General features: G+C 46.8%; 23 protein-coding genes and 2 pseudogenes. 14 read left to right on the top strand and 11 right to left on the bottom strand.

Annotated elements, in window-relative coordinates; genetic code table 11:
* Positions 1-31 precede the first annotated feature (31 nt).
* The 7 genes from accD (at position 32) to NDI44_RS24845 (ending at position 4,447) form a co-directional block, all read left to right on the top strand.
* On the top strand, positions 32-970 hold the full coding sequence (accD, locus tag NDI44_RS24875; protein ID WP_190414293.1) for an acetyl-CoA carboxylase, carboxyltransferase subunit beta: 939 nt from the start codon (positions 32-34) through the stop codon (positions 968-970).
* A 72-nt stretch (positions 971-1,042) separates the two neighbouring features.
* Positions 1,043-1,237 (top strand): translation initiation factor IF-2 N-terminal domain-containing protein, encoded by a 195-nt coding sequence (locus NDI44_RS24870; RefSeq protein WP_190414291.1) that lies wholly within the window; start codon positions 1,043-1,045, stop codon positions 1,235-1,237.
* Positions 1,238-1,416: 179 nt separating this feature from the next.
* Positions 1,417-1,908 (top strand): photosystem II cytochrome c-550, encoded by a 492-nt coding sequence (gene psbV / locus NDI44_RS24865; RefSeq protein ID WP_190414289.1) that lies wholly within the window; start codon positions 1,417-1,419, stop codon positions 1,906-1,908.
* Positions 1,909-1,992: 84 nt separating this feature from the next.
* Positions 1,993-2,484 carry a photosystem II cytochrome PsbV2 gene (gene psbV2 / locus NDI44_RS24860; protein ID WP_190414287.1) on the top strand — a complete coding sequence of 164 codons (492 nt, stop codon included), beginning with the start codon at positions 1,993-1,995 and terminating at the stop codon, positions 2,482-2,484.
* A gap of 138 nt (positions 2,485-2,622) precedes the next feature.
* Positions 2,623-3,042 carry a plastocyanin gene (gene petE, locus NDI44_RS24855; protein WP_190414285.1) on the top strand — a complete coding sequence of 140 codons (420 nt, stop codon included), beginning with the start codon at positions 2,623-2,625 and terminating at the stop codon, positions 3,040-3,042.
* 157 nt (positions 3,043-3,199) lie between these two features.
* Positions 3,200-3,532, top strand: a complete 333-nt coding sequence (gene petJ / locus NDI44_RS24850; RefSeq protein WP_190414283.1) for a cytochrome c6 PetJ — start codon at positions 3,200-3,202, stop codon at positions 3,530-3,532.
* Between the two features lie 189 nt (positions 3,533-3,721).
* Entirely contained in the window at positions 3,722-4,447 is a 726-nt protein-coding gene (locus NDI44_RS24845; protein ID WP_190414281.1) for a rhomboid family intramembrane serine protease, read from the top strand.
* Positions 4,448-4,667: 220 nt separating this feature from the next.
* On the opposite strand, the gene NDI44_RS24840 is transcribed toward NDI44_RS24845, so the two are convergent.
* From NDI44_RS24840 to NDI44_RS24800, 9 genes and pseudogenes are all read right to left on the bottom strand, one after another.
* Positions 4,668-6,839, bottom strand: a complete 2,172-nt coding sequence (locus tag NDI44_RS24840; protein ID WP_190414279.1) for a tyrosine-protein kinase domain-containing protein — start codon at positions 6,837-6,839, stop codon at positions 4,668-4,670.
* Positions 6,840-7,007: 168 nt separating this feature from the next.
* Positions 7,008-8,303 carry a polysaccharide biosynthesis/export family protein gene (locus NDI44_RS24835; protein ID WP_242037123.1) on the bottom strand — a complete coding sequence of 432 codons (1,296 nt, stop codon included), beginning with the start codon at positions 8,301-8,303 and terminating at the stop codon, positions 7,008-7,010.
* 377 nt (positions 8,304-8,680) lie between these two features.
* Positions 8,681-9,415: a cyanoexosortase B system-associated protein gene (locus tag NDI44_RS24830; RefSeq protein WP_190414277.1), complete on the bottom strand. Its 735-nt coding sequence runs from the start codon at positions 9,413-9,415 to the stop codon at positions 8,681-8,683.
* The gene (crtB, locus tag NDI44_RS24825; RefSeq protein WP_190414275.1) at positions 9,412-10,296 is read right to left on the bottom strand and encodes a cyanoexosortase B; all 885 of its coding nucleotides are present in this window, start codon (positions 10,294-10,296) and stop codon (positions 9,412-9,414) included. Before crtB ends, NDI44_RS24830 begins: the two co-directional genes overlap by 4 nt.
* 86 nt (positions 10,297-10,382) lie before the next feature.
* Positions 10,383-11,528 carry a DegT/DnrJ/EryC1/StrS family aminotransferase gene (locus NDI44_RS24820; protein ID WP_190414273.1) on the bottom strand — a complete coding sequence of 382 codons (1,146 nt, stop codon included), beginning with the start codon at positions 11,526-11,528 and terminating at the stop codon, positions 10,383-10,385.
* A gap of 252 nt (positions 11,529-11,780) precedes the next feature.
* Positions 11,781-12,749: a hormogonium polysaccharide biosynthesis glycosyltransferase HpsE gene (hpsE, locus tag NDI44_RS24815; protein ID WP_190414344.1), complete on the bottom strand. Its 969-nt coding sequence runs from the start codon at positions 12,747-12,749 to the stop codon at positions 11,781-11,783.
* A gap of 774 nt (positions 12,750-13,523) precedes the next feature.
* A pseudogene (locus tag NDI44_RS24810) lies at positions 13,524-13,685 on the bottom strand (Uma2 family endonuclease); the annotation flags it as partial.
* A 226-nt stretch (positions 13,686-13,911) separates the two neighbouring features.
* The gene (gene uvrB, locus NDI44_RS24805; protein ID WP_190414271.1) at positions 13,912-15,909 is read right to left on the bottom strand and encodes an excinuclease ABC subunit UvrB; all 1,998 of its coding nucleotides are present in this window, start codon (positions 15,907-15,909) and stop codon (positions 13,912-13,914) included.
* A gap of 78 nt (positions 15,910-15,987) precedes the next feature.
* Positions 15,988-16,113 (bottom strand): hypothetical protein, encoded by a 126-nt coding sequence (locus tag NDI44_RS24800; protein WP_348235328.1) that lies wholly within the window; start codon positions 16,111-16,113, stop codon positions 15,988-15,990.
* Between the two features lie 532 nt (positions 16,114-16,645).
* On the opposite strand from NDI44_RS24800, the gene NDI44_RS24795 reads away from it, so the two are divergent.
* The 3 genes from NDI44_RS24795 (at position 16,646) to NDI44_RS24785 (ending at position 18,089) form a co-directional block, all read left to right on the top strand.
* Entirely contained in the window at positions 16,646-16,834 is a 189-nt protein-coding gene (locus tag NDI44_RS24795; protein WP_190414269.1) for a CsbD family protein, read from the top strand.
* Between the two features lie 130 nt (positions 16,835-16,964).
* Positions 16,965-17,417, top strand: coding sequence for a hypothetical protein (locus NDI44_RS24790; protein WP_190414267.1), 453 nt, complete (start codon positions 16,965-16,967; stop codon positions 17,415-17,417).
* A gap of 147 nt (positions 17,418-17,564) precedes the next feature.
* Positions 17,565-18,089 carry a hypothetical protein gene (locus tag NDI44_RS24785; RefSeq protein ID WP_190414265.1) on the top strand — a complete coding sequence of 175 codons (525 nt, stop codon included), beginning with the start codon at positions 17,565-17,567 and terminating at the stop codon, positions 18,087-18,089.
* Between the two features lie 272 nt (positions 18,090-18,361).
* On the opposite strand, the pseudogene NDI44_RS24780 reads toward NDI44_RS24785, so the two are convergent.
* A pseudogene (locus tag NDI44_RS24780) lies at positions 18,362-19,099 on the bottom strand (WD40 repeat domain-containing protein); the annotation flags it as partial.
* A gap of 613 nt (positions 19,100-19,712) precedes the next feature.
* Positions 19,713-20,420: a ribulose-phosphate 3-epimerase gene (rpe, locus tag NDI44_RS24775; protein ID WP_190414261.1), complete on the bottom strand. Its 708-nt coding sequence runs from the start codon at positions 20,418-20,420 to the stop codon at positions 19,713-19,715.
* 202 nt (positions 20,421-20,622) lie between these two features.
* On the opposite strand from rpe, the gene NDI44_RS24770 reads away from it, so the two are divergent.
* The 4 genes from NDI44_RS24770 to NDI44_RS24755 all read left to right on the top strand — a co-directional run bounded on the left by NDI44_RS24770 (position 20,623) and on the right by NDI44_RS24755 (position 26,020).
* Positions 20,623-22,236: a S8 family serine peptidase gene (locus NDI44_RS24770; RefSeq protein WP_190414340.1), complete on the top strand. Its 1,614-nt coding sequence runs from the start codon at positions 20,623-20,625 to the stop codon at positions 22,234-22,236.
* 289 nt (positions 22,237-22,525) lie between these two features.
* Positions 22,526-23,806 (top strand): serpin family protein, encoded by a 1,281-nt coding sequence (locus tag NDI44_RS24765; RefSeq protein ID WP_190414338.1) that lies wholly within the window; start codon positions 22,526-22,528, stop codon positions 23,804-23,806.
* Positions 23,803-24,201 (top strand): hypothetical protein, encoded by a 399-nt coding sequence (locus NDI44_RS24760; RefSeq protein ID WP_190414259.1) that lies wholly within the window; start codon positions 23,803-23,805, stop codon positions 24,199-24,201. The genes NDI44_RS24765 and NDI44_RS24760 overlap by 4 nt, the downstream gene beginning before the upstream one ends.
* Before the next feature lie 412 nt (positions 24,202-24,613).
* Entirely contained in the window at positions 24,614-26,020 is a 1,407-nt protein-coding gene (locus tag NDI44_RS24755) for an LCP family protein (protein ID WP_190414257.1), read from the top strand.
* Positions 26,021-26,249: the final 229 nt, after the last annotated feature.

Raw genomic sequence — 26,249 nt, 5'->3', positions numbered from 1 at the left:
ATCATTTTAATAAGAGGAATTAACCGTTTTCATGTCTCTATTTGATTGGTTTGCAAATCGACGAAAATCAGAGCCAATTAGTGAACAGCGGCAAGAGCGTGAGATTGCGGATGGGCTGTGGACAAAGTGCGAGGCATGTAGTGTCCTTGCTTATACCAAAGACCTCCGCTCAAACAATATGGTTTGCCTGGAGTGCAACCATCACAACCGGGTGTTCAGCGATGAACGCATCCGCCAGCTGATCGATGCCAATACCTGGATGCCGTTGGATGAACAGGTGTTTCCCACCGATCCGTTGAAGTTCCGCGATCGCAAACAATATTGCGATCGCTTGCGAGAAACTCAAGACAAAACTGGCTTGGTGGACGCCGTGCAGACAGGAATGGGGCAATTGGAAAACTTGCCTGTCGCCCTCGGTGTCATGGACTTCCGCTTCATGGGCGGTAGCATGGGTTCTGTCGTCGGAGAAAAAATTACCCGCCTGATTGAACGAGCTACTTGGGAAAGAAAGCCGGTCGTAGTTGTCTGTGCCTCCGGCGGTGCCAGGATGCAAGAGGGAATGCTAAGTCTGATGCAAATGGCGAAAATCTCCGGAGCCTTGGAGCGTCATCAAGAAGCCAGACTGCTGTATATTCCGGTTCTCACTCACCCTACAACGGGCGGCGTCACGGCTTCTTTTGCCATGTTGGGAGACATCATTCTCGCAGAGCCAAAAGCCACAATTGGCTTTGCAGGGCGTCGCGTGATCGAACAAACCTTGCGAGAAAAGCTCCCCGATGATTTTCAAACTTCTGAGTATTTGCTCCAGCACGGTTTTGTAGACGCCATTGTACCCCGCACTCAGTTAAAGAAAACCTTAGCCCAGCTCATTCGCCTACACCAATTTCTCCCCCCTGCACCGCCCCCCGTTCCCCTGTCAGAAACGATCGACTCCGAGCGTCCAGTTTCTAGATTGATCCCAAGCAACTAGACAGGGAAGGGAAAGCGACCGCAAGAGTGGGATGATATTGATATTAGAGCGGTTCAATCTCTCTCAATCATCATGGGTTTTGCAGACCTGTCCATTGCCGAAATCGCAGCAGACTATAACCTCCCAGTAGAGGAGGTTTTCAAGCTGTGCGAACAATTGGGAATCGCCTATAAAACCCAACAGAGCCGTCTGGCTCTGGAGGATGCCAAGGCCATCATTTCTAAGATTCTGTCTCAAAAGCAGGGATCGGGCACGGACGGAGGGTAAAATTAATCCCGACCAACTATCCTGAGTCCCAACAGTCGATTTTCCTTTTTGGCAATCGGCTTGCTTCTTTTTGTCCAGATGATTGGTTGAGAAGCCTGCAACTTAGGGGTCGGCTTACTAAGATTGAGTCCAGCTGTGTTGTGGATCAAAAACTCGCACCAAATTTCTTAAGGAGAACCATGCTTAAGCGATACATAAGTCTGGCTTTAGCCACTGTAATTTTCACCTTCGGATTGCTTGTCACTCAGGTAATGGCAGTCGAACTAACTGACGAAGTTCGCACTGTAAAATTAAACGATCGAGGACAGCAGGTGACATTAAACCTAAAACAAGTCGCCGAAGGCAAACGCCTATTTAACTATGCCTGCGCTTCGTGCCATGCTGGGGGCGTTACCAAGACTGATTTTAACGTCGGTCTAGGTCCGGACGATTTGGCTGGGGCAACCCCACCGCGCGACAACATTGCCGCTCTGGTGGATTACATGCATCATCCCACGACCTACGATGGGGAAACTGCAATCTCTGAAGTACACCCCAGCATAGAGAGTTCCGATATTTATACGGTGATGAGAAATCTCACAGATGATGACCTGTTTAAGATCGGCGGTCATATCCTTCTACAGCCGAAAATCCTCGGCGAACAGTGGGGAGGCGGTAAAGCCGTGCGCTAAGTAAAATTATGAGTTATGAGTTATGAATTTTGAATGCATTCATAACTCATAATTTTTACATTTTGTCAATCTGTAACACGGTCAATGCTGCGTCAATTCTTCTCACTTCGCCGTTTATTTTTGATTTTTGGCATCTGCTTGGGCGTCTGGATGGTCAGTTTACCGGCTCAAGCCGCAACCTCCTACATTCGGCAGTACCTGCGAGTTACTGAACCCATTTCTTTAGATTTAGATGGGCAAGGTCAGACCCGCCAATTCTCTGTGGAAGATTTCTCAGCAGGCAAGCAGTTATTTGAACAACACTGTCTAAATTGTCATGTCGGCGGTGCGACCTTGCCTAACCCCGCTGTATCCTTGTCTCTGAAGGACTTGACTGGTGCCACTCCACCCCGCGACACCATCAACAGCATTGTGGCTTTCCTTCGACAGCCGATGACCTACGACGGGAGCGAAGAAAGCTTTTGGTGTCGTCAAGTACCGGAAAGTTGGATGCCGCGACAGGAGGTGGAAACGATAGCAGCCTTTGTTCTAAGAGCCGCGCAGGTAGCACCGGGATGGGGTACAAATGATTTCTGATCTTCGTGCCGGTTCAGGATGCATCTGCCAATGCCTCCGATTGATAGAAAGCAAAAATGTTTTAATCTTCTACAGAATGTAAGCGTTAAAGCTAAAATATTACTAAACAAAATTAATTGACAATTTTGGGAGGAAACGATGAGATTGAGAATGGCAATTCCACGAAGCTTAGGTTTACTAATTTGCACAATTCTGCTAGTAGTCTCTAGCTTTGTGTTGTCAGCTTCTCCTGCATCAGCAGAAACCTATACGATTAAAATGGGCACAGATGCCGGGATGTTGAAGTTTGAACCGGCTAAACTCACAATCAAGCCGGGTGACACAGTAAAATTTGTCAATAATAAACTAGCTCCCCATAATGCTGTTTTTGATGATAAGGGAGTGCCAAACGGAGATAAAGCGCTGGCTAAAGATCTGTCTCACACCAAGTTGCTAAACTCTCCAGGAGAATCCTACGAAACGACTTTCCCCGCTGACACACCACCAGGCACCTATACCTACTATTGTCAACCTCACAGAGGCGCTGGGATGGTTGGTAAAATTACCGTCGAGGGTTAATAGAATCGTTCCTTTAGGCTGGCAATTCAATCATAATCACCCTTGAGGTTTAAGATTTCTTCTCCTCTTTGGTGATAGAAAAAGCCTTGAAGAAGCTTAGAATAGTTCTGCAAGGCTTTTTTTTATGACTGTACCTGTTAAGAAGAGGAGAATCAAGTTGAGGAAACTGTTATCGGTTTTACTGTTGACGATTGCGGTGTTGACAGGTGCCTTAACTCGCCCAGCCAATGCAGCTGATACAGTCAGTGGTGCTAAAATTTTCAGCGCTAACTGCGCTGCTTGCCATGTGGGCGGCGGTAACGTGATTATGGCTAATAAAACTTTAAAGAAGGATGCCCTAGACAAGTATGGGATGTACTCGATGGATGCCATTGTCAACCAGGTAATGAATGGTAAAAATGCTATGCCAGCCTTCAAAGGACGTCTGAATAAACAGCAAATTGAGGATGTTGCTGCCTATGTCATGGAAAAGGCTGCACAGGGCTGGTAGTCTGACAATAATTCCTTCATGCACCATGATTAAACCCCTCTAATGTCCCTAGAGGGGTTTATTTATTGCCTCTACCTTCTCACCGAGAGCGTCTCATACTGGATCTCTATCCAGAGGTGAAAAGACAGCTAGGAATAAATTAAGTTATGTTGTTTCCAGCTTTTGCTTGGATAGTTAGGAAAGACGCCTGTGGTTCCTTTACGTGATGATAATCCTACACGCCTCACTCCGTATGTCACTTATGGACTGATTGCTGCGAATATTTTGGCTTTTATATATGAGTTGACTTTGGCTCCACAACAGCTGGAAGGTTTTTTTCGCCTTGCCGCTGTGGTTCCTAGAGAGTTATCTGCTAGCTTTAGTGGCATACCCGTGAATCAGCCGGTACCGGAGTGGCTGACACTGGTGACATCGCAATTCTTGCACGGCGGGTTTTTACACCTTGCCGGTAATATGCTGTTCCTCTGGATTTTTGGCAATAACGTTGAAGACAAGCTGGGTCACGTTAGGTACTTAATTTTTTACCTGACTTGCGGGATTCTAGCGGCTTTAACTCAGTGGTATTTTTCAATGAACTCTGGCATTCCTTCCTTGGGGGCCAGTGGCGCGATCGCGGGTGTCTTAGGAGCCTACATTCTCAGATTCCCTAATATACAAGTGCTAACATTAATTCCTCTGGGGATCTTCTTCACCACGATTCGCGTTCCTGCTGTTTTCTTCCTCGGTTTTTGGTTTGTTCAGCAGGCTTTTTATGGTGTTGCGAGTCTGAATGCGCCTGCGAATATTGGTATGGAGCAAGGTGGAGTTGCCTATTGGGCACACGCTGGTGGCTTTGTTTTCGGGGCAATCTTAGCACCGCTGTTGGGTTTGTTTTCTTCTAATTCGGACAATCATCCAGAACAGCAAACTTTTTAGCAAGCGGTTCTTGGCGGAACTGCATATTTGGAAAATCAGGAAAAGCAGTCACTTCTTCTCCTGTGCTACAACCAAGAATCTAAACTAGTTTTTTTAGACGCTTTACAGCTTGGTTTTTTACGAATGGCTAACTGCTCATTACCTTTCTACAATGAGCGGTTAGCCTTTTGTCATTAGCGGTTTCCATTTGGGATGGATATCCGAACCAGATTTGCGATGATTAGCGCTTAATGTACTCATTTGGCACTTTTTCTGACCGAGAAGGGGAAGGTTCTAATTCTTCTTCTTCTATGTCGGCTTCAATGTCCTCATTGTTCGCGCTGGGAACCTGTACTGGCGTGTCTACCGCATTGATGAGCGCTCCCACCAGTGGTAGTTCTGCTTCGGTCAATTGATCGACTGCCTCTACCAAAATACTCTCCTGGGTGAAACCGGGTCGAGTCACCAGCACGATACCATCGGCGTAGGGTTCCAATAGGAGAGCATCGTTGCACCGGCTTAAGGCAGGGGTATCGAGAATCACCAAGTCAAAACGACCTCGCGCATCTTCGATCAGCCGCCTGAGTTCGCTGGATTCTAAAATGGCAGCAGCATTACGTACCGGGCCGGGACTAGGCACCACGTATAGGTTCTCAATATCTGGAACTAAACGGATACACTCACTTAACTGAGTGTAGTACCGTAGGGGTTCTAGACTAGCACCCGGATCGGGAGAGACTTTCAGGAATTTGGACTCAGAAGGCGATCGCAAATCAGTTTCTATCACTAGAGTGCGCTTGCCAGCACAAGCCGATGCGATTCCAAGGTTATAAGCATTGACTGTCTTACCCTCTTGGCTAATTGTGCTGGTCAATAACACGACTTTCAAAGGTTGATCGCTGGCTCGCCGCAGATTGCTGCGGAAGCGTTCGTAATACTCGTGATAAACAGAATCCTGCTGGAGTAGAACCGGCGTTTCGCCCAATTGCGGATCTTGGAGGGCAACGAAAGGCACTTCACCCAGCACCAGCACATCCCGTTGTCGTAGTGCCGCTCGCACTTCCTCGACCGTGTAGAACGTGCCATCCAGCATCGCTAACAGGAAAATCAATCCGCCACCCACTAATACCCCGACCAAAGCTCCTACTGCTACCGTTATCGGTAAGCTTTGGCTCTTCTGCTCGCTAGCGGCAACTTGTGGCGGTTGGGCAATGGTAAGACTGCTGACCGTCTCGGCTTCTGCTGCCTTAGCATCTACTAATGCCACCTGCATCTTATCGTACAGACCTTGTTTGAGCTGAACCTGCTGTTGTAGTCGGGCTTGATCCAGCTGTTTATTGGGGATTTTTACATATTCAGCACGGAGTTGCTGCTCGGTTTTGCGACTAGCCTGTAGTTGCTGTTGCAGCGTTTCGCGCTGGGTTTGTAAAGCTACCAGCGTGTTTGCCATACCTTGGCGCGTGGGGTCAAGGCTGCTGTCTCTGCGAATTTGGCTGGGGGGCAAGGGCGCTGCTACACCGCCTCCACCCATCACCTCCGATGCTCGCGACGATAGCAGTTCGTTGTAGGCTGTTAGCTGTTTTTTCAGCTGAATGATTTGAGGATGCTCCTGCCGCAAATCCCGGCTGAGAATTTGCAGCTGGGTTTCAGTTTGATGAATTTGCGATCGCAAGCTGTTAATAATTGGGTCAGCACTCAAGGCAGAAGACGTGTAAGCTTCAGCCGCCGTCAAACCCAACTTGTTTTGCAGACTGCGAATTTGGGTGTCAATTCCCTCCAAAGTCATCTGAAGCTGACGTTGCTGTTCTTGGCTGCCAGAAATTGCACCGAGTGTCCTCCCATCCTGAGCGGCAACCAGTGCGGGTCCCTCTGTGCGGATATACTGCTCTAGTCTCTGTTGCGCCTCTTTAAGTTGCATTTCAGCAGGAGATAACCGGGCACTGATAGAGTCAATAATCGCCCGTAGCCGGGAGCTGTTAATCAAACGGCTCTGTTCCACCATTCCCTGCATTAGCGCTTCCAAGGTGGCACCCGCCCGCTTCGGGTCGCTATCGCTGTAAGAAACTTGAATAACCTTCGGTTCGTCCTCCTCCGGCAGCTTTACTTTCGCATTTTTAGCAATTTGTGCTGTGTCTGCTTTCACGCGCGTTGCTGCTGCTTTGACCACATTCTCTGCTAGCAGCGTATCCTCATTCAGCTCTTGACCCTGCTTTTGAATCGCTTGCGTCGTCGTTGAAAATGGTGCAATCGGCCCGTTATAAGCCAGCACCCCTGTGGCCTTGAAAACAGGAGCTGGTGCTGGTTGTATACCCATGACGGCTGACGCACCGACAATGATAGTAAAACCAGCTAATCCAATCCATTTATGTTGATCTAGGGCGATCAGATAACGCTTAACAATAGGAGGAGTCATGGTCGTATTTGGGCCTAGGGCCTAATGAGGAAATCAGGAGTAGAAATCAAGTAGAAATCAAAAGTTCACGCTAAATATTTTCCTTATTTTGCTGCTTTGGCTTGATATTTTCTAACATTTATTTTCTTAGATATTTTTGGTTTCAGGCAGCATTTATTACCAGCTTCTCTAGTCGGAGTTATTGTTACTATCAGTCGTCGGACCAAACAGATCGGTAGCACTTTCTCTTAGTTGGTCAAAAAATAGCAGAAATCCCAAAATATCCCGGAAAGGTTGAGTAAAAGTACTCAAGGCATAAGTGATTTTCCCAACTAAGTTACGACCCACCACAATGACATCGTTGTTCCTTAGGGGGACATTTTGAGCAATGTTTCCCAGTAGCGCTGCTTTCCCATCTATTTTCTGAGTAACTGCTTTGCCGCGTTCGGGATCGAATCGAATCAGGGCGATATTTCGCAGGTTAGAATTATCTGGACTAGGGCCAATCGCGCTTAAAGCATCAACAAATGTACTACCGTTGGGCAAGCTAATACTACCAATTCCCCCACCAGCGTAGCTCAAAACTCGGATGTTGATCTGCTGCTGAGACACAGTAGAACGAGAAACTAGCGCTCGATCGTAGTTTTGCTCCGTGGCAACTTCTAGCTTCGGGATGACTACTGCATCGCCATCTTGTAAGCGTAGATTGGGGAGTGACTGTCCATTTAGCAGCGGCGTAAACAAATCAACCCGTTGCTCAATTGTCGAGCCATCGATCCGGGCGCGACGCACCAAAACCGATCGCAGATCTCCGAGATTAGTGCTGCCACCAGCGATTAGCAATGCCGCAGAAAGTTGAGCGCCAGGAGCCAGGGTGTAAAAACCAGGTCTAACGACTTCGCCGCTGATAGTAACTTGGGCTGGACGTTGACCTGCCAGCGTTACAGTGACAGCGGGATCGATGACAAAGCGGTTTAATCCCAAGCGAATTTTTTCCTGGGCTTCTTCCAGAGTCAGACCCAGTACAGATATTTTCCCTAATAGGGGTGCCACGATGTTTCCTTCCGCGTCAATGACGCTTTGAAAACTCAAGTCTGGAAAACGCTCAACCAACGCCGAAATCGTATCTCCCGTTCCCAGCAGGTAGCGATTATTAAACTGGGTCGGCTGTCCCTCAAACAGCTGAGGCGGTGGATAACCCAGCGGTGGTGGTGGACTGGTGGGATCGATAGGAGCTGCTGCTGGAATCACCACCGGCGATTGTATGTTCTCGTTGGTGTTAGGGAGAGGAGGTGGAGGCGGGAGGGGAGGCGCAACCGAGTTGGGTAAGGTGGGTAAAGCTTGACTCATCCCTCTACCAGCAAAAGTCCCTGAGTGTAGCATCCAGAGTAGGACACTACTCGGCAACGTGTAGACAGTGGTGTGGAGAGTGAAGAGAAAGAAGGCGGCGAAGCGGTGGAACCGGCCTCCAGAAGTGCGAGACATAAGTATATTCACTAAGACCTTAGGGAACCGATCATCAAATTTATCAGTTATAACTTACTGTGCAACTTTCTTTGCATTCACAACAAAGCGATCGCGTCTTGAAGTTCCTCCCCAGAAATTCATCCCGTGATGTTTTAGACTGGCACGATTGCAAATCCTAAAACCCTTATGGAGCTTTAGGTTCCCTTCCAACATCCTTGGATCAAGATGCGATAAACTTCTACCCGTTAGAAAGCCGTTTGGCTTCTAAACTCCACCGGGTTGCATCAAGGGTGACAATTCTCAAAAAGTTGCACAGATTGCACAGAGTGTAGTTATCAGTAAATTCATTCTTCAAATCCAAGCGAGTCAAGCAAATTTCTCCTCCCACTCTCAACTCATAACTCTTTCATCAAAGCAGCTTGAACCGTTTGACCGAGCGATTTAGCCAGTGGTAGAGCTGTGTCAACCTCAGCCAAAGGCTCCATCGGTATCAAGATGCTAACAGCAACCCAAGGCAAGCGGCGACGGTGCAATTGAGCCATTTGATCCGCCCAGAACCAACCACTAGGAGACGGATTGCCTCCTCCAGGCCAAGCGTACCACTGAAGCACGGCGAAGGTCTGCTGCCGAGTCCAACCGCGAAAGAAACGAGCTTTAACATCGGAAGATGTCGGACGTGTAGCAGAAGTTCCAGATTCTGTAGTGTTTTGGGTTCCCGTTTGTGCTTGAGTTTCAACCTTAAACTGCAACCGCTGCTCTTGATCGGTCTGCCACTCTTTAAACCCATTAATATCCATCCACTCAACCTCTGGTTGAGCCTTGCGATCTTCTTGAGGCAAAAGCAGCAAAGTTACCTGGGTTTTTTCATCCTGCTGGAGTTCCTGAATCGACCATTTATGACCGCCAATCGTTACGGTATCCTGTTGTTGAGTCTGCCAGCCGGGAAGCGATAGACCAGCCTGCCGTATATTTTTGAGTTGTTGGAGGTTGGTCACTCGTGGGGGATTTGCCCAAGACCAGCGTCCTGTCAAGTAACTAGGAACTGCGCCAATTGCCATCAGTCCGACAAGAAAACTCAGTAAGACGACTTTAGAAAATTGAAAGCGCTGCAATTTCTTGGGCAGTTTCATGCTTCATCCTTCTGAGGCTCATCTGAAATATATCGATCGATCGCATTGAGTAGAAGCACAATTAACCCCAACATACAGGCAGAATAAACATCACCGCCCCAGCCTTCGTGCAGCCAATCAAAAGTTTTTTCTTGGCCAGTACCATGAAAGAAAGTTAGCAGCGTATTGCGGACGATATTACCAGTAACGCTAATGACTACTGCACCGACGACTAACAAAATCGTCTTCGTACGAGATGCCCAAGCACCCGTCCAGTAAAGCAACATCAAGGTTACATAAAGACTGGTGAATAACATCTTAAGTCCAGCGCAGAAAGGCGCAACTTCTACAATTCGTCCGCCTACGAATAAGTAAATCTGGTTGACAGTAACATTCATCCCGAACTGAGTCAGGATGAAACCAGCTGTTGCAGCAATGAATCGCTGGAGGGGCAAGGTATAGGGAGCTAGTAAGTAAGGAATTTGGGTCGGCGTTGCCAAAAATACGAGTAACAAAGGAAAGCCTTGAAGTTTGAAGCCAGGAACTCCTTTCAGCCACAGACAAAGTCCAGCTAATACAGCAGGAAAGGATAAATTTATCAGGTCAGTAATGCCGCTGAGATAAAATACTCCGCCCAAGGCTAGCAAGGCTGCGCCTAGTGGATGACTTGTATCTGGTAACTGACGCCATTGTTGTCGATTTGACCAGGTTATATAGGCGGCAAAAGGCAACCCAATTAAACCGTGGCTGTAATATTCATGTTCAATACTGATATTTTTGTTCAACCAGCCATCGTACCAGTGCCATAACAGTGGAGCATACAGAATCACCAGCAAAGCAACAATGGTTCCTTCTAGCAAGTAACGCTCAATGGCAATCGGAATCTTTCGCTCAAAATGCATAGTTTGACCTTAATTTTCTAAGCTTTTTTAAAGCTAAGCGCAAAGTTAGAATCATTATTCTTAGCGTTTTTTACATTGAAAATTCATCAGGTTCTCACACACAAGGTTTGCAAAGTATCAATGACCTGATGGACTTGGGTATCGCTTAAGCCTGGATACATCGGTAAGGATAAAATTTCCAGTGCTAGAGCTTCGGCTTGGGGGAAGTCTCCGGCTTGATAGCCGAGATTCTCGAAGGCGGGTTGAAGATGACAGGGAATGGGGTAGTGGATGCCGGTTTGAATACCAACAGCCGCTAGTTTGTCTTGAATCGTCTGCCGGTCGAGGGGACAAGCTTCAGTGACACGAACAACATAAAGGTGATAAATGTGACCGTTGCCACTTTGGTTTTGGATGGGGAAAATTCCAGAGTTTGCCAGCGGCTTCAATAAGGCGTCGTACTGCTGGGCTGCTTGGTTACGTGAGTGGTTCCAGTCGGCAAGATGAGGGAGTTTGATGTTGAGGACAGCGGCTTGCAGGGTATCAAGTCGGCTATTGGTACCGGGTTCGGTGTGGTAATACTTACGGGAACACCCGTAATTGCGGAGCGATCGCATTTTCTTCGCTACTGCTTCATCATTGGTGATGACCATGCCTCCATCTCCTATGGCACCCAAATTTTTACTGGGATAGAAGCTAAAAGCTGCTGCTTTACCAATAGAACCGGCACGATAACCTTCTCGCTGTGCTAGGTGAGCCTGAGCCGCGTCTTCAAATACAATCAGGTTGTGGGTGCTGGCAAAGTCCAAAAGTTGACGGGGCGAAACCATTTGCCCATACAGATGCACTGGAACGATCGCTTTGGTTTTGGCTGTGACTGCTTTTTCGGCGGCTGTAAAGTCAATTAGCGCAGTTTGAGGATCGCAATCGACTAAAATCGGTGTGGCACCAGCGTGGACAACGCCGATCAGAGTGGCGATGAAGGTATTGGTGGGTAAAATGACCTCATCCCCGGCACCAATACCACAGGCTTCTAATCCGAGCGCTAGCGCATCTGTTCCCGAAGCGACTCCAATGCCATAAGCTACACCACAGGCACTGGCAAACGCCGCCTCAAAGTCAGCTACAGCCTGACCTAATATAAAATCTCCCCGTTGAATCGTACCCCGCACTGCCTCCTCTATCTGTGTTTGAAGAGGCTGGTGTTGGAGTTGAAGATCCACAAAGGGAATTGCTGTCGTAATATTGTTCATACGGTATGAGAATTAAAGTTACCGATAGTTCCTAGGGTTTTTGAATCGCCAACGAGAATGCCTTTTGAGGTATCAACAGCACTGATTGGAAGAAAAGCTTAGGCTTTTAGAGCGATCGCTTCCATAAATTTTTCACTGTTGATCCAGCTAAAGACCAGTTTAAGCGAGACGAATACTCCCTGTATGAAGAGAAAGTAAAGCTTTTATATTGAGAATATTTACAATATAAACGGCAAATTCTCTACACAGAATTTAATCAATTTTTATGTTATAAGTACGTAGTCGGGTTTTCCAAATATAAAAAGGGCTAATCAGGCTATTAGTAAAAAGCTCCATTTGGCAAGCAGCTACAATATCATCTTTCAAGGAAAATCTATACTTGATGAGATGAAATAATATTTTACGTAAATCGTTAACCATATACATAAAAAAAACGGCGGGTCGCTGCCAAGGTTTGAAACTTAGCATCCGAGTCCGATGGCGGCTCAAACCAATGCCGCGACATAATTTGATTAAATAGTCTTTCTCTAAGCGCCAGTGGGGAATTCGATGGTAAATACACATTTCAGGGTTGTACCAAATTTCCCATCCAGCTTGTTGAATATGTAATAGCGCTTCTAAATCTTCTCCTGCCAGCATATTGTCGCCAATTCGCCCGTGAAGAATAAAATTTTTTGGCACGCTTTCCAGCCAGACTTGGCGACGCACAACTAATCCAGCTCCAGGTGGTAGAACCTTTTTGTGGGGTTCGTAGCATAGAGCATTTGTTCCCCTGTCTGCAATAGCGAGCAGACAAGCGATTTCTTCAAAATTTTTGGGAGGAGTCCCTTGCAAGTCACCATAAATGCGGCTCCCATAACCGCCAACTTTCGGATGATTTTGCCCAAATGTGTATGCTGCTGCAACCCACGTAGATGTTGGTAAATTATCGTCATCAAGAAATCCAATCAACTTACCTCTGGCTTCTTGGACTGCACGTTGACGGGAAAAGGCAAGTCCTTGTTGGGGTTCAAAACAATATCTTAAAGGATAGGCGAAAGGCCAGTTTGCTTGGTATTCTCGAACAACTTTGGCGGTATTGTCTGAGCTGTTATTATCAACAACTAAAACTTCCCAGACAATTTGCTCGGTATGAATTTGCGATCGCAGTCGCTCTAAGACATCAGGTAAACGGTCTTCCCCGTTATAAGTCGGAATGGCTACAGTAAAATCAACAGACATCGGTTTCAGAGCAGTTTTTTCAGATACGCGATCGTAATTAAGCATATGTTACATTCCTAAGCTTAATGATGCTCTTCTATACTCTTAGTATGCCCAGAAGTACTGGTTGAAATCGCAACCCCACGAACATAATTAGGACTGCGCGAATTGCCAACATTATCGAGAAGCTCTGCCCTTTGCAAACAAGATCGAAGATGCAGATGCAAATTTAATTTTTCTGGTTTCAGCACTGCCTAATCTGGAAGATCGTCGTCAGCCGCTGATGACGCGGGGAGATGACTCGGCTGTGGGTAGATGCCGGAGAAAAATCGACATTTGACGATTCAAAGCCAGATTGACGCTCCACGAGCCGCAGGGGACGCTAGGTTTTCTCGTGGCACCCTGAACGTTGGGGTTATGAGATGGGCACGACAAAGTAAGAGTCGCCTCTTATAAAGTTTAACTGCATTGGCGGCAGTGAAGTTTCAGACAGCGATCGCCAACATTGTACGGATATCGCCAGTACCATTCACCACAATCAAAAGGTAGAAATTTAGGGTAAGGTTTATTTTCCTTGAGAGCATGATTTCTGGATGAGGGAATTAGCTGGGATGACAAAAAATTGCGCTTGCTAAATTTTCCAGAAATCCTTGGTATGCCTTATCTAGCGCCCTTCCGGAATATGCGGAACTAATGAGGTGGTGCCGCTCGTACCGAGAATTGCCATCTGTGTAGCAATGTTCTAGCAGTGAATCCCATTCGGGTTGGATGCGATCGCTTACCAAAAATCAGCTTTCACCATACCTCATCCAAATCCAACTCAAATCCAGGTAGCACATCCTCGCCAGATAGAGTTAAAGGAAACTCCAACACCTCTACATCTTGCCCTACACGGTAAATTTCTACCTGCTTCGTCTTTGGATCAATCAGCCATCCTAAGCCAACGCCGTTGGTGATGGCGTTCATAGGCTGCACGGGTGATGCCTGAGTCGGTGAACTCAATTATGAAGATTGCACTTGGCTTTCAGATGGCTGATTGGTGTATGGATGCGATCGCTCTTCACCCTGTTTTTCCAGTCAAAGTGCGATCGCTGTTGAATTTTTGAACCGCGTTGGCGAAGCCTGCGCGAAGTGCTTAGACGCGAAGGACGCAAAGTAAGAAAGGAGAGGCGCTTGAGCGTTTTTAATGACCGAGTAATTTATCTCGCAGATGCTTGATGCGATCGCGGTATTTTGCCGCTTCTTCAAACTGCAAATTCTTTGCTGCTTCCTTCATCTGCGCTTCCAGTTGGGTAATCAACTCTGGAATATTCTCTAAAGGCAAATCGTCCGCCTGTTCGTAAATTTCTTCCAACTGTTGAGAATTCAGCCGCCGCGAAACATCTAGGTAAGCCAAAATTGAGTTATTGACTTTTTTGATAATCGGTTGGGGTGTAATGTTGTGCATCTTGTTATATGCCATCTGAATCCCCCGCCGCCGATCGGTTTCGTCAATCGCTTTGATCATGCTATCGGTGAGATTATCAGCATAGAGGATCGCTTGACCCCGGACGTGACGAGCCGCACGACCAATCGTTTGAATAAGCGATCGCTCTGCGCGTAAGAAACCTTCTTTATCTGCATCCAAAATTGCCACCAGAGAAACTTCCGGCAAATCCAACCCTTCTCGGAGCAAGTTAACCCCAATTAGCACATCGAAATTACCCTCGCGCAACTCTTGCAAGATTTCAATTCGCTCAATCGAGTTAATTTCTGAGTGCAGATAGCGGACTCGAATTCCTCGTTCTTGTAAATATTCTGTCAAATCCTCCGCCATGCGCTTAGTTAAGGTAGTAACTAGCACCCGTTCTCGCTTGTCAATCCTGTCTTTAATCTCACCTAACAAGTCGTCAATTTGTCCTTCCGTGGGACGCACAAAAATTTCTGGATCGAGTACGCCAGTCGGACGGATTACCTGTTGTACAATTCGATCCTCTGACTGTTCTATCTCCCAGTTACCGGGAGTTGCAGAAACAAAAATACACTGATTTACCTTCTCCCAGAACTCTTCTGACTTCAGAGGACGGTTATCAGCCGCACTGGGGAGGCGAAAACCATGTTCAATCAGCACTTTTTTTCGTGCTTGGTCGCCATTGTACATTCCCCGGATTTGGGGGACGCTGACGTGAGATTCATCCACCACCAACAGCCAATCTTTGGGAAAATAATCAATCAAGGACTCTGGCGGTTCTCCCGCACGCCGTCCTGCTAAATGTCGGGAGTAGTTCTCAACGCCGTTGCAATATCCGACTTCCCGCAACATTTCCAAATCGTAGCGAGTGCGCTGATCGAGTCGTTGCGCCTCTAGTAATTTCCCGGCTTTTTCTAATTCTTCTAGCCGATCTTTAAGTTCCTGTTCAATGTCATTACAAGCGGCTTCTAGCCGATCTTCTGGGGTGACAAAGTGACGCGCTGGGTACACATTTACGGCGTCCATACTCTGAAGAATTTCGCCAGTTACGGGGTCAACGTAGCGAATGGCGTCAATTTCATCTCCAAAAAATTCTACGCGAATAATCCGATCTTCGTAAGCAGGGCCAATTTCCAGCACATCGCCCCGAACTCGGAACTTTCCTCGCCCCATTTCTACATCGTTGCGGCTATACTGCACGGAAGCTAAATCTCGCAGCAACTCGCGTTGATTTACTTCTCGCCCCATCTTTAGGGGAATCGCGGCTTTGAGATATTCCGAGGGAATTCCCAAACCATAAATACAGCTAATGGAAGCCACGACAATGACATCGCGCCGCTCAAAAAGCGATCGCGTGGCTGAGTGTCGCAACATATCAATTTCGTCGTTAATTGCGGCACTTTTCTCGATATAAGTGTCGGTGACGGGAATATACGCTTCTGGCTGATAGTAGTCGTAGTAACTGACGAAATACTCCACCGCGTTTGGGGGAAAGAACTCCCGCAATTCGTTACACAATTGAGCGGCGAGCGTTTTGTTGTGCGCCAGCACCAGCGTGGGTCTGCCGACATTTTCAATAACCGCTGCTACTGAGAATGTCTTGCCCGTTCCCGTCGCTCCCAGTAGGGTTTGAAAGCGATCGCCTTTTTGGACTCCTTTTGTGAGTTGCGCGATCGCATTCGGCTGATCGCCCGTCGGTTGAAAGGGAGCTTGCAGACAAAATTGCGTCATACAGTTTTAAGAAGCTTTAAGAAAATTGTTTTTCGTGCCTGGAGCTTGATCGGCACATTACCAGATATCTAGCCTCTCTCATCCTAGCCATTTGCCCTCTTCTATGCCTTGCTCATCTAAGCGATCGCCAGAAATAAATCCTAACTTGTCACTGTTATGCACGTTTATCGCCAACAGCATAATTGTTTTAACAAATATTGACAATTCTTATCTTTTGTATTCGAGCGGTAAAGCGATCGCTGATTCGTTTATTGGCTTCAACATTGCTTGCAAATGAAATTGTGTCATGCAAGTTTTTTGCAACCTCACTTTAGTCGCACTTTGGACTAAATTACTTCTCCCCCTTTACTTGATTAGCACTCCCTCTACAACTTTGAAAAGCCGCTTGTTTCTAGCGGTGCAGGGGTGCTTCCATTGCAAAGGTTCGAGAAAGCTGTTGAAGGGAACTTATGAATGGGATAATGATCCCACGTTTTTAGCCGAGACAAGATTTCCTATTGTAAAAATTAAGAATTTTTTTAAATTATCATCTACCTTTAGCCGTAGGAAATACTCATTCTTTGAGCATAGGTAAAGAGTAATAATAGCGATCCCCATTTTTTCTGTCTGGGGGCAGAAGGCTGTGTAAACAAAACTAGATACATTGAATACATAGAAGCAAAAGAAGACTGCGGCAATAACGCAAATTTAACGCATCTTCTAAATTAAAAACTGTTTGAAAGATTAGGAGAAAAAAATGAGCGTTGAAGATAGAGCTAAAGCAACCGGCAAAAATATCGAAGGCAAAGCCCAAGAAGCGCTCGGCAATATAACTGGCGATCCAGAAGATAAAGCTGAAGGAAAAGCCAAGCAAGCTGAAGCCCAAGTAAGTCACACCAAAGAAGATGTGAAAGATAAGGCAAAAGATTTGGTTGATAACGCCTAATACTTGACTTTGGAGGTCTAGTTACTGAAAAGATTCATCTAGACCTTCTCCCTTATTTAATGCAGCCAATACCACAGACAGGTAACACCCTGATTCTGTCTTGTAAAGACAAGTTTAATAGGAGACTGAGGTGAATTTTCTTCAGCAATTTCGGAAAATTTTTACGGCTTTAGTCTTGGTTCTGTTCCTCTCTACAGCTACAGCTTGTAGTGGAGCCAGCCAAGCAACTCAACCGAAAGCTCTACCGGGTGCGAGTAGCGGTGCTAACAGCATTGTCGCATATCAACAGTTGGAACGCGGTAGCACTGCCGCCGGTCAAGAATTTGGTAACTGGGTAGTCCAGACAGCGAAAGGATTAGTCAAGGATGCCTACGTCCGTGATAACAACAAATTGGGAGTTGTCATTACGCCCCAAGTCCGTCCAAATGAAGTCAAAAGTTTAGCAAGCTCTTTAGCTCAAGGATTCCACAAGAATTTTCCCAACCAAGATTTAACCATTTTGATGTATGCGCCAGATAAAAAACTGATTTTGACAGCCAAATATGATGAGCAGTCAAAACAAATTCAGTATCAAGGCGCTTAGTTTAACTAAGGGGAAATCGGTGAAAGCTGGGGAAACTCATCTAGCTTTAACTACTTTAGAAGGTGCATTTGTAGAGATGGGGTGAATCCCCTCTCTACCCAGAATTTACGATTTTTTCTTTTAGCTTTTGAATCAGGAGATAAGAAAATGACCAGCAGCGAACAATATAAGCGTCAAATCATGAATGATTTGGCTGGTGGTGACTCCGAAATGATGCAGGACGCTCCAAGCGATCCTAGCAGCGACTATCAAAATTTTGATGACTTTGCTCAACGTTCTTCTAGAGACGAACGCCGTCAACTGTTTGGGAAGTCTCTACATCCAGACAGTATTCCCGTCAGCCAGATGGAGCCAGAACTCCAAAAAGCGATCGCGCAAATTCAACCCAGCGAACGGGATGATGTGGCGCGGGAGTTCTTCAAGCGGTTAAAGGAAAGAGGACTCAATGACCGCCAGTTGGAGCAACAATTAAGTCTCTCCACGCATCACCCCAGCCGCATGAGTGCAGATGATGTTAGCAAACTGGCTACCTTTACCTATCACACTCATCCTGACATCTTTCAAGATGTATTAGCTGATAAACCAGCTATCATGAAGTTTCTGAGCAATCCAGTGGTTGCCGCTGTATTTGGCATCATGGCAGCTAAGTGGCTCGGCGGTCGCAGGCACTAGAATCCGTTACTGTTAGACAGCAATAGACAAAAAAAGGCGCTCTAATTTAACTGGAGCGCCTTTTTCGGCTTAAAAACTTAGTACTTTAAGAAATTCAATGTGTTTACTAGATGTTAGTTAGGTGGTGACTAACTGAGATGTTCGGTTTTTTGGGCTGATTTTCATTGAAAAGAGTACTGCCAACATCTCTACAATTTATTTAGCCATAATGCACTTTCCCTTTCATGTCACGCTAAATCAAAACAAACTCTTTTCTGTTTCTTTTACCTGCCTCAATCCCGCCGCCAAATCTTGATAGTGTTGTCCCCACTGCAACTCGCCAGTATCAGCCCATCCGGGCTGAAGGCGACGGAATTAACACAGTTGGAATGACCACTGAGAGTGCAGATTTCTTCGCCCGTACCCGAATGCCAAAGTTTGATAGTCTTGTCTTCACTGCCACTAGCAAGTAGCTGCCCATCCGGGCTAAAGGCGACGGAATTAACACAGTTGGAATGACCACTGAAAGTGCAGATTTCTTCGCCCGTACCCGGATGCCACAGTTTGATAGTGTCCCAACTGCCACTAGCGAGTAGCTGCCCATCCGGGCTAAAGGCGAAGGAGTAAACATAATCGGAATGACCACTGAGAGTGCGGATTTCTTCGCCCGTACCCGGATGCCAAAGTTTGATAGTCTTGTCATCACTGCCACTAGCGAGTAGCTGCCCATCTGGGCTAAAGGCGAAGGAATTAACACAGTTGGAATGACCACTAAGAGTGCGGATTTCTTCCCCTGTACCCGGATGCCACAGTTTGATAGTCGTGTCCCCCCGGCCACTACTAGCAAGTATCTGCCCGTCCGGGCTAAAGGCGACGGAAGAAACATAATTGGAATGACCAGTGAGGAGAGTGCGGATTTCTTCCCCTGTACCCGGATGCCACAGTTTGATAGTCATGTAACCACCACTAGCGAGTAGCTGCCCATCTGGGCTAAAGGCGAAGGAGTAAACATAATCGGAATGACTGAGCATCTGTACGCATCGCCAAGATTGATGCGGCTCCAGCCCTTTGTCTAACTTGGCAGGCTCCAGCCCTTTGTCTAACTTGGCAATTAGTTCATCAAGTTTGTTATTTACTTCCGTTACTGTGGTATGCAGATCGCCGACCTCGCGGATGATATTTTTTTCCATATTATCCAGCCGACTCTCAAGCCTATCAGCCCAATCACCCATTTCGTCACGGGCTGCACCTAGAATGTTGATTTCCATCTCACCCAACCGACTCTCAAGCGCATCAGCCACATGAGCCATTTTGGTGTGGAACTCCTTGATGTCGGAACTGTCCCTTTTTACAGAAACTACAAAGCTTTGGGGATTACTAATCTGTTCTGTAAGGTTCTCGACCGCAGCTTTTAAATCCGGTAATTCGTCTTTACTGTGTGACATTAGCTTCACCTGAAATTACGAGCGGCGGGGATTGATTGTCATCATCCCTGTCTTAACTTACAAGATACCTTTTGGCATACAGGGGGAGGATGCGATCGCCTTGTGCATCTAACAACAAAAAAGCCCGCGATCGCAGGCTTTTTTCATCTAGTAGGAATGCGATTCATCGCGTCTCTACAGGCAAATTATTAAATTCTTTCTACACAGTCGCTAATTCTGGTGAAGGACGCTTACTATTGCGAATCCCTTCAATTGCCTGTGCATAATCCTTCGCCTTAAACACAGCAGAACCAGCAACAATTGCATTCGCTCCTGCTTCCAAAACCTGCCAGGTATTATCTACTTTTAGTCCGCCATCCACTTCAATCCAAGGGTCAAGACCGCGTTCATCGCACATTTGACGCAACTTCCGGATTTTCGGCACCATCTCTGGGATAAAACTTTGACCGCCGAAACCGGGGTTAACGCTCATAATTAATACCAGATCGCAAATCTCCAGCACATACTCAATCAAATCCAAAGGAGTAGAAGGATTGAGAACGACACCCGCCTTTTTACCCAGTTCCTTGATTTGTCCTAGAGTCCGGTGCAGATGCGGTGAAGCGTTGTGTTCTGCATGAACGTAGATATGATCTGCCCCCGCCTTCGCAAAATCTGCGACATACTTTTCTGGTTCCACAATCATCAAGTGGACATCCAGTGGCTTTTGGGTAACAGGACGAATCGCTTCTACAATCAGCGGGCCAATTGTAATATTCGGAACAAAGCGACCATCCATCACATCAACGTGAATCCAATCTGCACCGGCGGCATCCACCGCCTGAATTTCCTCTCCCAATCGACTGAAGTCAGCTGATAGGATTGATGGAGCGATAACAATCGGCTTCTGGGATGGCGTTTGGGTCATGGTTATTTATACTCTCTTGCGTCCTCGTCTGGTATTCAGTTTAACAAAAGACGTGGCAAGCCTTAAAAAAGTATGAAGTATGAACGATGAAGTGTGAATTTAACCTTCAATCTCTAACCTTCAACCTTGAAACTAAGATTTTCAACCTTCAACCTTCAACCTTCAAAACTTCAGTGGAGAAGCTTGCGTGGCTCACCAGCAGATTTTTAAAAAACTAACATGGCTTGTTTGGGGGCTGGGAATTACCGCGTTAACCGCTCCTTCCTCTCTAGCTAACGAAACCTCATCACTAGGAGAAGCGGGCATTGATGCCCAAAGGCTACACGCTGCTCCTTATAACTTATTGGGTCGTAAGATTGCTATCGGTCAAGTGGAGATTGGAAGACCGGGACAATTTGGTTTGGATAAAGCGGTTTCCCGGAATCGAGCCTTCTCCTTGATCCGAGTCTTTTATCGAGATGCCCCAGCCAAAGCTGATAGTAATGTTGATGGGCACGCAGCAATGGTAGCAAGCGTGATGATTAGCTCGGATAAAGGTTTCCCCGGAGTGGCACCGCAGGCACGACTGTATGCTTCAGCTGTTGGCGCACCGCAAAAAACAGGTCAACCGGAAGAGTGCTTATCCACGCAGTATGTAGCAATGCAAAATGGGGGCGATGTTCGGGCAATTAACTTTAGTTTTGGAGAGTCTCTGGAGCGAGATTCTCGACCGAACCCGATTCTGGATGGCAACGCTCTACTAACCCAGTGTATTGACTGGTCGGCTCGCGTCCACGACTCGCTTTATGTAGTAGCGGGGAATCAAGGGACTGGGGGGATTCCGATTCCCACCGATAACTATAATGGCGTCAATGTTGCTTACACAACGCGCCGCGAGGGAATTTTTACGAAAGTAGATTTTGCAAACTTGAGCGCTGCGCCTATCGGGATTGCGAAGCGTCTGCTTGACCGGGAAATTAATGTTGGCCCCCGTCGCTCGATTAGTTTAGTAGCACCCGGTAGCCAGATCGAGGTATTAGATATTAAGGGTAAGGAAACTCGTGTCACTGGAACGAGTTTTGCGGCTCCCCATGTCACCGCGTCTGTCGCGTTATTACAAGAATATAGCGATCGCCAACTGCGAACACAACAGCCCAACTGGACTCCAGACGCCCGTCGTCATGAAGTTATGAAAGCTGTGCTGCTGAACTCCGCAGAAAAAATCAAAGACACTGGTGATGGACTGCGCCAAGCGATGAGTCGCACAATTTTGACCAAAGATAACCGCGACTGGTTAGCCTCCGATGCTTACAAAGACCGAAAAATCCCATTAGACTTCCAAATGGGTACCGGACAGATGAATACTTTTCGGGCTTACCAGCAATTTAGTCCCGGTCAGTGGAATTCTGAAAAGCCGGTGCCGTTGGTCGGTTGGGATTACCGCACAGTGAAGGAGTCTGCATTTCAGGATTATGTCTTGAACCAACCATTGCAGCAAGGGAGTTTTGCCTCGATTACGCTCGCCTGGGATAGGCGCGTGGAGTTACAAGATCAAAATAACAACAAGCAGTTTGATGTCGGGGAAAGTTTTAGCGATCGCGGCTTAAACAATCTCGATATCTACCTGATGCGAGCCGAAGATAATGATATCAGCAAGAGTATCTGGTCTTCGGAAAGCGATGTTGATAGTGTAGAACACATTTTTCAGGAAATTCCTGCCACGGGTCGCTACAAAATTCGCGTCCAATATCGTCAGAAATTCAATGAAAATACTCAAGCCTATGCCTTAGCTTGGTGGACGGTACCGGCGAAAGAGCTACTCAAAGGGAAAAATTAAACATAAAATCGCGATTTGAGATTGAAGAATATAGGGGTGCGTTTAACAAAATATCGCGCCTTCTATAGACACGCTCCTTAAACCTTCTTCGATCCAGTTCATACCATTTCACTTTATGTCTGCCACAAATACGTCTATTGCCCCCCTTTTGAAGGGGGGTTGGGGCGATCGCAAATGTGACATCAAAATAGTAAATTGGTATCAGTTGCCAAAACCGTAACCAGTGGAACGTCCCTGGCTGTTAGCCGTCATTCTAGAAAAGAAATGTTACGGCAATATAAACAGCTATATGAAGCGACCAATGTTCAGTTTAATGGTAGCGATCGCATCAGTCAGTATCATCCTATTCGGTTTACTGGGATGGTCGATGGTCAAAAATCCGCAGGCTGCAATGGGCGAACCCAGGCAGCCTGGAACCTCTCCTACCATCAGTCAGCGCCAGAAGAAAACCGTGGATTCGAGACTGGTTGCGGCGAATACAAAATTTGGGTTCAAACTCTTCAAGGAAATTTTAAAAGAGGACAGCGGCAAGAATATTTTTGTCTCGCCTTCTAGTGTAGCGATCGCACTCTCGATGACCTACAACGGTGCTAGCGGCGATACTCAACAAGCAATGGCAAAAACCTTGGAATTGCAAGGATTAAGCCTACAAGAAGTCAATCAATCCAATGACGCCTTGAAAGCGCTCTTAGAAAATCCAGACCCCCAAGTGCAGCTCACCATTGCCAACTCTCTTTGGGCAAAGAAAGGCGTCTCTTTTAACCCAGATTTTCTTCAAAAAAATCGCCAATTTTATCAGGCGCAAATTGCAGAACTAGACTTTAGAAAACCCAGCGCTATATCTGACATTAATAACTGGGTAAAACAAAATACTCGCGGTAAAATCAATTCAATCGTCAACGAAATTCCACCCGATCAAGTGTTATTTTTGATCAACGCTCTTTACTTCAAAGGGACTTGGAAAAAGAAATTTGACCAGAAGCAAACAACAACTGAACCGTTCTACCTTTCCGATGGAACTCAGAAACAACACCCAATGATGTCTCAAAGGGATAAATATAAATACTACGAAAACGACCAGTTTCAAGCCATTAGTCTACCCTACGGAAAAGGAAAACTTAGCTTATATGTTTTTCTACCAAAAGAAAATTTTAAACTTACAAATTTTTACCAGCAGCTAAATACTGAAAACTGGGAGGAATGGATGACTCAATTCAAAACGAAACCGGGATTCATCCAGATGCCTCGCTTCAAAATGGACTACGACATAGAACTCAACGACGCTCTCAAAGCGCTGGGTATGGAAGTCGCTTTCGACTCAAATGCTAATTTTACTCAGATGAGTTCCATTCCACTCCAGCTCAATCAAGTCAAGCACAAAACCTTTGTGGAAGTGAACGAAGCAGGAACCGAAGCAGCCGCAGTCACTGCCGTCGGAGTAATGACAACATCTGCACCGATGCCAGAGGAACCCTTCGAGATGATTGTTAACCGCCCGTTTTTCGCTTGTATTCGGGATAATCAAACTGGAACCGTTCTATTTATGGGGTCTATTGTGGAACCAAAATGAAAGACATTGACCCGTTTGAAAATCAAGACATCAAGAGGGACAGGTTGGAAACCCCACTTTACCAACTGTTTATCTATTTGATTCCTGTAGTTGGCTTTTTCCCAGCCCTCTGGACGTTATACCGACGTGATAGCGACCGGCAACAACAAACCGTGAGTAGGCTGTCGGTGACGCTGGCTCTCGGTTGGCTGTTGGCATACGGTTTATTGGGGGCTGGAGTTGCACAAGCTTCAGAAACTTTAACCTTGCGTTTGTTATTTATCAATGGTCTATTGACATCGGGTTATTTTTTGGTCAGCTTATGGTTGATGGTGCGTCTGTGGCAACGGAAGTCTGTACGTATTCCGGGTGTTAGCGGGCTTGCGGAGGGAGTCGTTCGCAAACACTTATCCTAAACGAGCGTGTATTGGTTCACCTCAGCTTGGGACGAGGCAAGAGAGGTTGTAGGCACACAGTATTTTTTCAAAGAAAGCAACCGGAGTTACCAGTGCAACCCATTTGTATCCGGATGCTTTCCTTGAACAAAAGTAAGGAATGGGGAAGGTTGAATGAAGATTCGGCCTATGCACTTGATAGCTGGTTCCCCCTATAGCCTACGCATCTCTATCGAAATGAGGTTAAACTCTTGCCAGTGTTTGCCTGATTTTGCAGTAAATCGGTAGAAAAACTGCTATGAGTGTTCTAGTGCAATCCTTCTTAAGGACGGATTTTGTTAGAAATAAACGTCCCAGCTCCAGATTGCCAGATTCCGCGCCCCTACCTTGAACACAAATTCGTGTTATCTTTTTTGCGTGTGTGAGGAAGCCAGTGTCAGCCCGAAAAATTCCTGAAAAACGCCCGTGGGGGCAAACATCCAATCAGCCCGTCAAGAAAAGACCTGTTCAAAAACGAAACCAGGTGAACTGGCTTTGGCTTGGGTTGGGCTTGACTGGGGTGGCAATGCTGTCAGCAACTGCGGGAGCTTTGTTAGCCGTGTCTTTTTCCAGTACGCCGTTGCTGCAAAGCCAGCTAAGTCCGGAAGAAGCTGCGGTGTTTGATGGCGATCGCATTTCCCGCACCAGTATGCGATTGCCAGAACTGACCCGCCCGGTAAATATCTTAGTCATGGGAATCAAGGTCATCTCCTCCGACCTGGATAACCCTCCTCCTGAAACGAAAAATCTGGGATACCACGCCCTGGTAAACTCCTTCGAGGGTCTATCAGATACCATGCTCTTGCTGCGGTTTGACCCGGAGGCGCAAAAAATCGCGGCTTTATCAATCCCACGGGATACCCGCACCTTTGTGGAGGGCGTCGGCGTTACCAAGATTAATGCAGCGAATCTTGAGGGGGGACCAGCCCTCAGTGCTAAGGCAACCAGCGAACTCCTCAGCGGCGTGGGAATCGATCGCTACATCCGAATAAACGTTCAGGGGGTAGAAAAGCTGGTGGACGCCTTGGGTGGCGTTACCGTCTATGTCCCCAGGGATATGAAATATCGAGATGATAGCCAGCACCTGTACATCAACCTGAAAGCAGGAAAACAACATCTCAATGGCAATCAAGTGCTGCAATTGCTGCGCTTCCGCTATGACAAGTATGGCGACATCGGTCGGATTCAGCGGCAGCAAATGGTAATGCGGGCACTGATGGAACAAGCACTGAATCCAACCACTTTAGCGAGAATGCCGAAGATTCTTTCGGTTATTCAGTCGCATATTGACACCAACTTGACGGTTGAGGAGTTATTGGCCCTGGTTGGCTATGGTGTTAAGACCGACCGTTCCCAAGTGCAAATGTTAATGGTACCGGGTGACTTTAGTGGCAGTGGGCATCATGAGGTAAGTTACTGGGTGCCAAATCGCCGCCGCATCCAGACGATGATGGCGCAGCATTTTGACCAGGGATTGGACGGTGGTGAAGCAACTGACCCAGCGTATATCCGGGTAGCGATTCAAGATAGTACAGGTGATATGAAGGCTGTCCAATCTTTAATCAACACGCTAAGGAATGCTGGCTACCGGAATGTCTACGTTGACGACCCGTGGCCCGAACCGTTGCGGGTAACGCACGTAGTGGCTCAACAGGGAGATGGAAATAGTGCCAAAGCCATCTACCGTTCGCTAGGATTCGGGGAAGTGCGGGTTGAAAGCACTGGCAACCTGGTTTCGGATGTGACGATTCAGCTGGGTCAGGACTGGCTTAAGCGGAGTGCTAGTCGGGACTCTTTTTAAATGGGTGATTGGTAATGAGAGTTTTGAGTTTTGAGTTGAAGAGAGTTCTTTAATTTAAAATTCAAAACTTAAAACTTTTTCTCAGCTACCAATTCCCAAACAGGGGATTTTTGTAGTATAGCAATCGCCAAGGTAATTAGGACGACAAGCATAAGACATGCTCGATTGCATCTCGCAAACAATTAAACTGGTCGAGTTGTTTGCGGATGCGGCTGTTGAGCCAAGACCA

The sequence above is a fragment of the Trichocoleus sp. DQ-A3 genome, assembly GCF_039961975.1.
GTDB lineage: Bacteria > Cyanobacteriota > Cyanobacteriia > Cyanobacteriales > FACHB-T130 > FACHB-T130.
Note: the sequence above shows the minus strand (reverse complement) of the source record. Positions and strands in the feature narration are given on the sequence as shown.

What these genes read in the sequence shown, in the direction of transcription:
- NDI44_RS24835 (WP_242037123.1), bottom strand. Translation starts at nt 8,303, where the DNA reads ATGTCTCGCACTTCTGGAGGCCGGTTCCACCGCTTCGCCGCCTTCTTT.
- psbV (WP_190414289.1), top strand. Translation starts at nt 1,417, where the DNA reads ATGCTTAAGCGATACATAAGTCTGGCTTTAGCCACTGTAATTTTCACC.
- psbV2 (WP_190414287.1), top strand. Translation starts at nt 1,993, where the DNA reads ATGCTGCGTCAATTCTTCTCACTTCGCCGTTTATTTTTGATTTTTGGC.
- NDI44_RS24760 (WP_190414259.1), top strand. Translation starts at nt 23,803, where the DNA reads ATGAAAGACATTGACCCGTTTGAAAATCAAGACATCAAGAGGGACAGG.
- hpsE (WP_190414344.1), bottom strand. Translation starts at nt 12,749, where the DNA reads ATGTCTGTTGATTTTACTGTAGCCATTCCGACTTATAACGGGGAAGAC.
- NDI44_RS24820 (WP_190414273.1), bottom strand. Translation starts at nt 11,528, where the DNA reads ATGAACAATATTACGACAGCAATTCCCTTTGTGGATCTTCAACTCCAA.
- NDI44_RS24785 (WP_190414265.1), top strand. Translation starts at nt 17,565, where the DNA reads ATGACCAGCAGCGAACAATATAAGCGTCAAATCATGAATGATTTGGCT.
- NDI44_RS24870 (WP_190414291.1), top strand. Translation starts at nt 1,043, where the DNA reads ATGGGTTTTGCAGACCTGTCCATTGCCGAAATCGCAGCAGACTATAAC.
- crtB (WP_190414275.1), bottom strand. Translation starts at nt 10,296, where the DNA reads ATGCATTTTGAGCGAAAGATTCCGATTGCCATTGAGCGTTACTTGCTA.
- NDI44_RS24765 (WP_190414338.1), top strand. Translation starts at nt 22,526, where the DNA reads ATGAAGCGACCAATGTTCAGTTTAATGGTAGCGATCGCATCAGTCAGT.
- NDI44_RS24830 (WP_190414277.1), bottom strand. Translation starts at nt 9,415, where the DNA reads ATGAAACTGCCCAAGAAATTGCAGCGCTTTCAATTTTCTAAAGTCGTC.
- petE (WP_190414285.1), top strand. Translation starts at nt 2,623, where the DNA reads ATGAGATTGAGAATGGCAATTCCACGAAGCTTAGGTTTACTAATTTGC.
- NDI44_RS24840 (WP_190414279.1), bottom strand. Translation starts at nt 6,839, where the DNA reads ATGACTCCTCCTATTGTTAAGCGTTATCTGATCGCCCTAGATCAACAT.
- accD (WP_190414293.1), top strand. Translation starts at nt 32, where the DNA reads ATGTCTCTATTTGATTGGTTTGCAAATCGACGAAAATCAGAGCCAATT.
- rpe (WP_190414261.1), bottom strand. Translation starts at nt 20,420, where the DNA reads ATGACCCAAACGCCATCCCAGAAGCCGATTGTTATCGCTCCATCAATC.
- uvrB (WP_190414271.1), bottom strand. Translation starts at nt 15,909, where the DNA reads ATGACGCAATTTTGTCTGCAAGCTCCCTTTCAACCGACGGGCGATCAG.
- NDI44_RS24795 (WP_190414269.1), top strand. Translation starts at nt 16,646, where the DNA reads ATGAGCGTTGAAGATAGAGCTAAAGCAACCGGCAAAAATATCGAAGGC.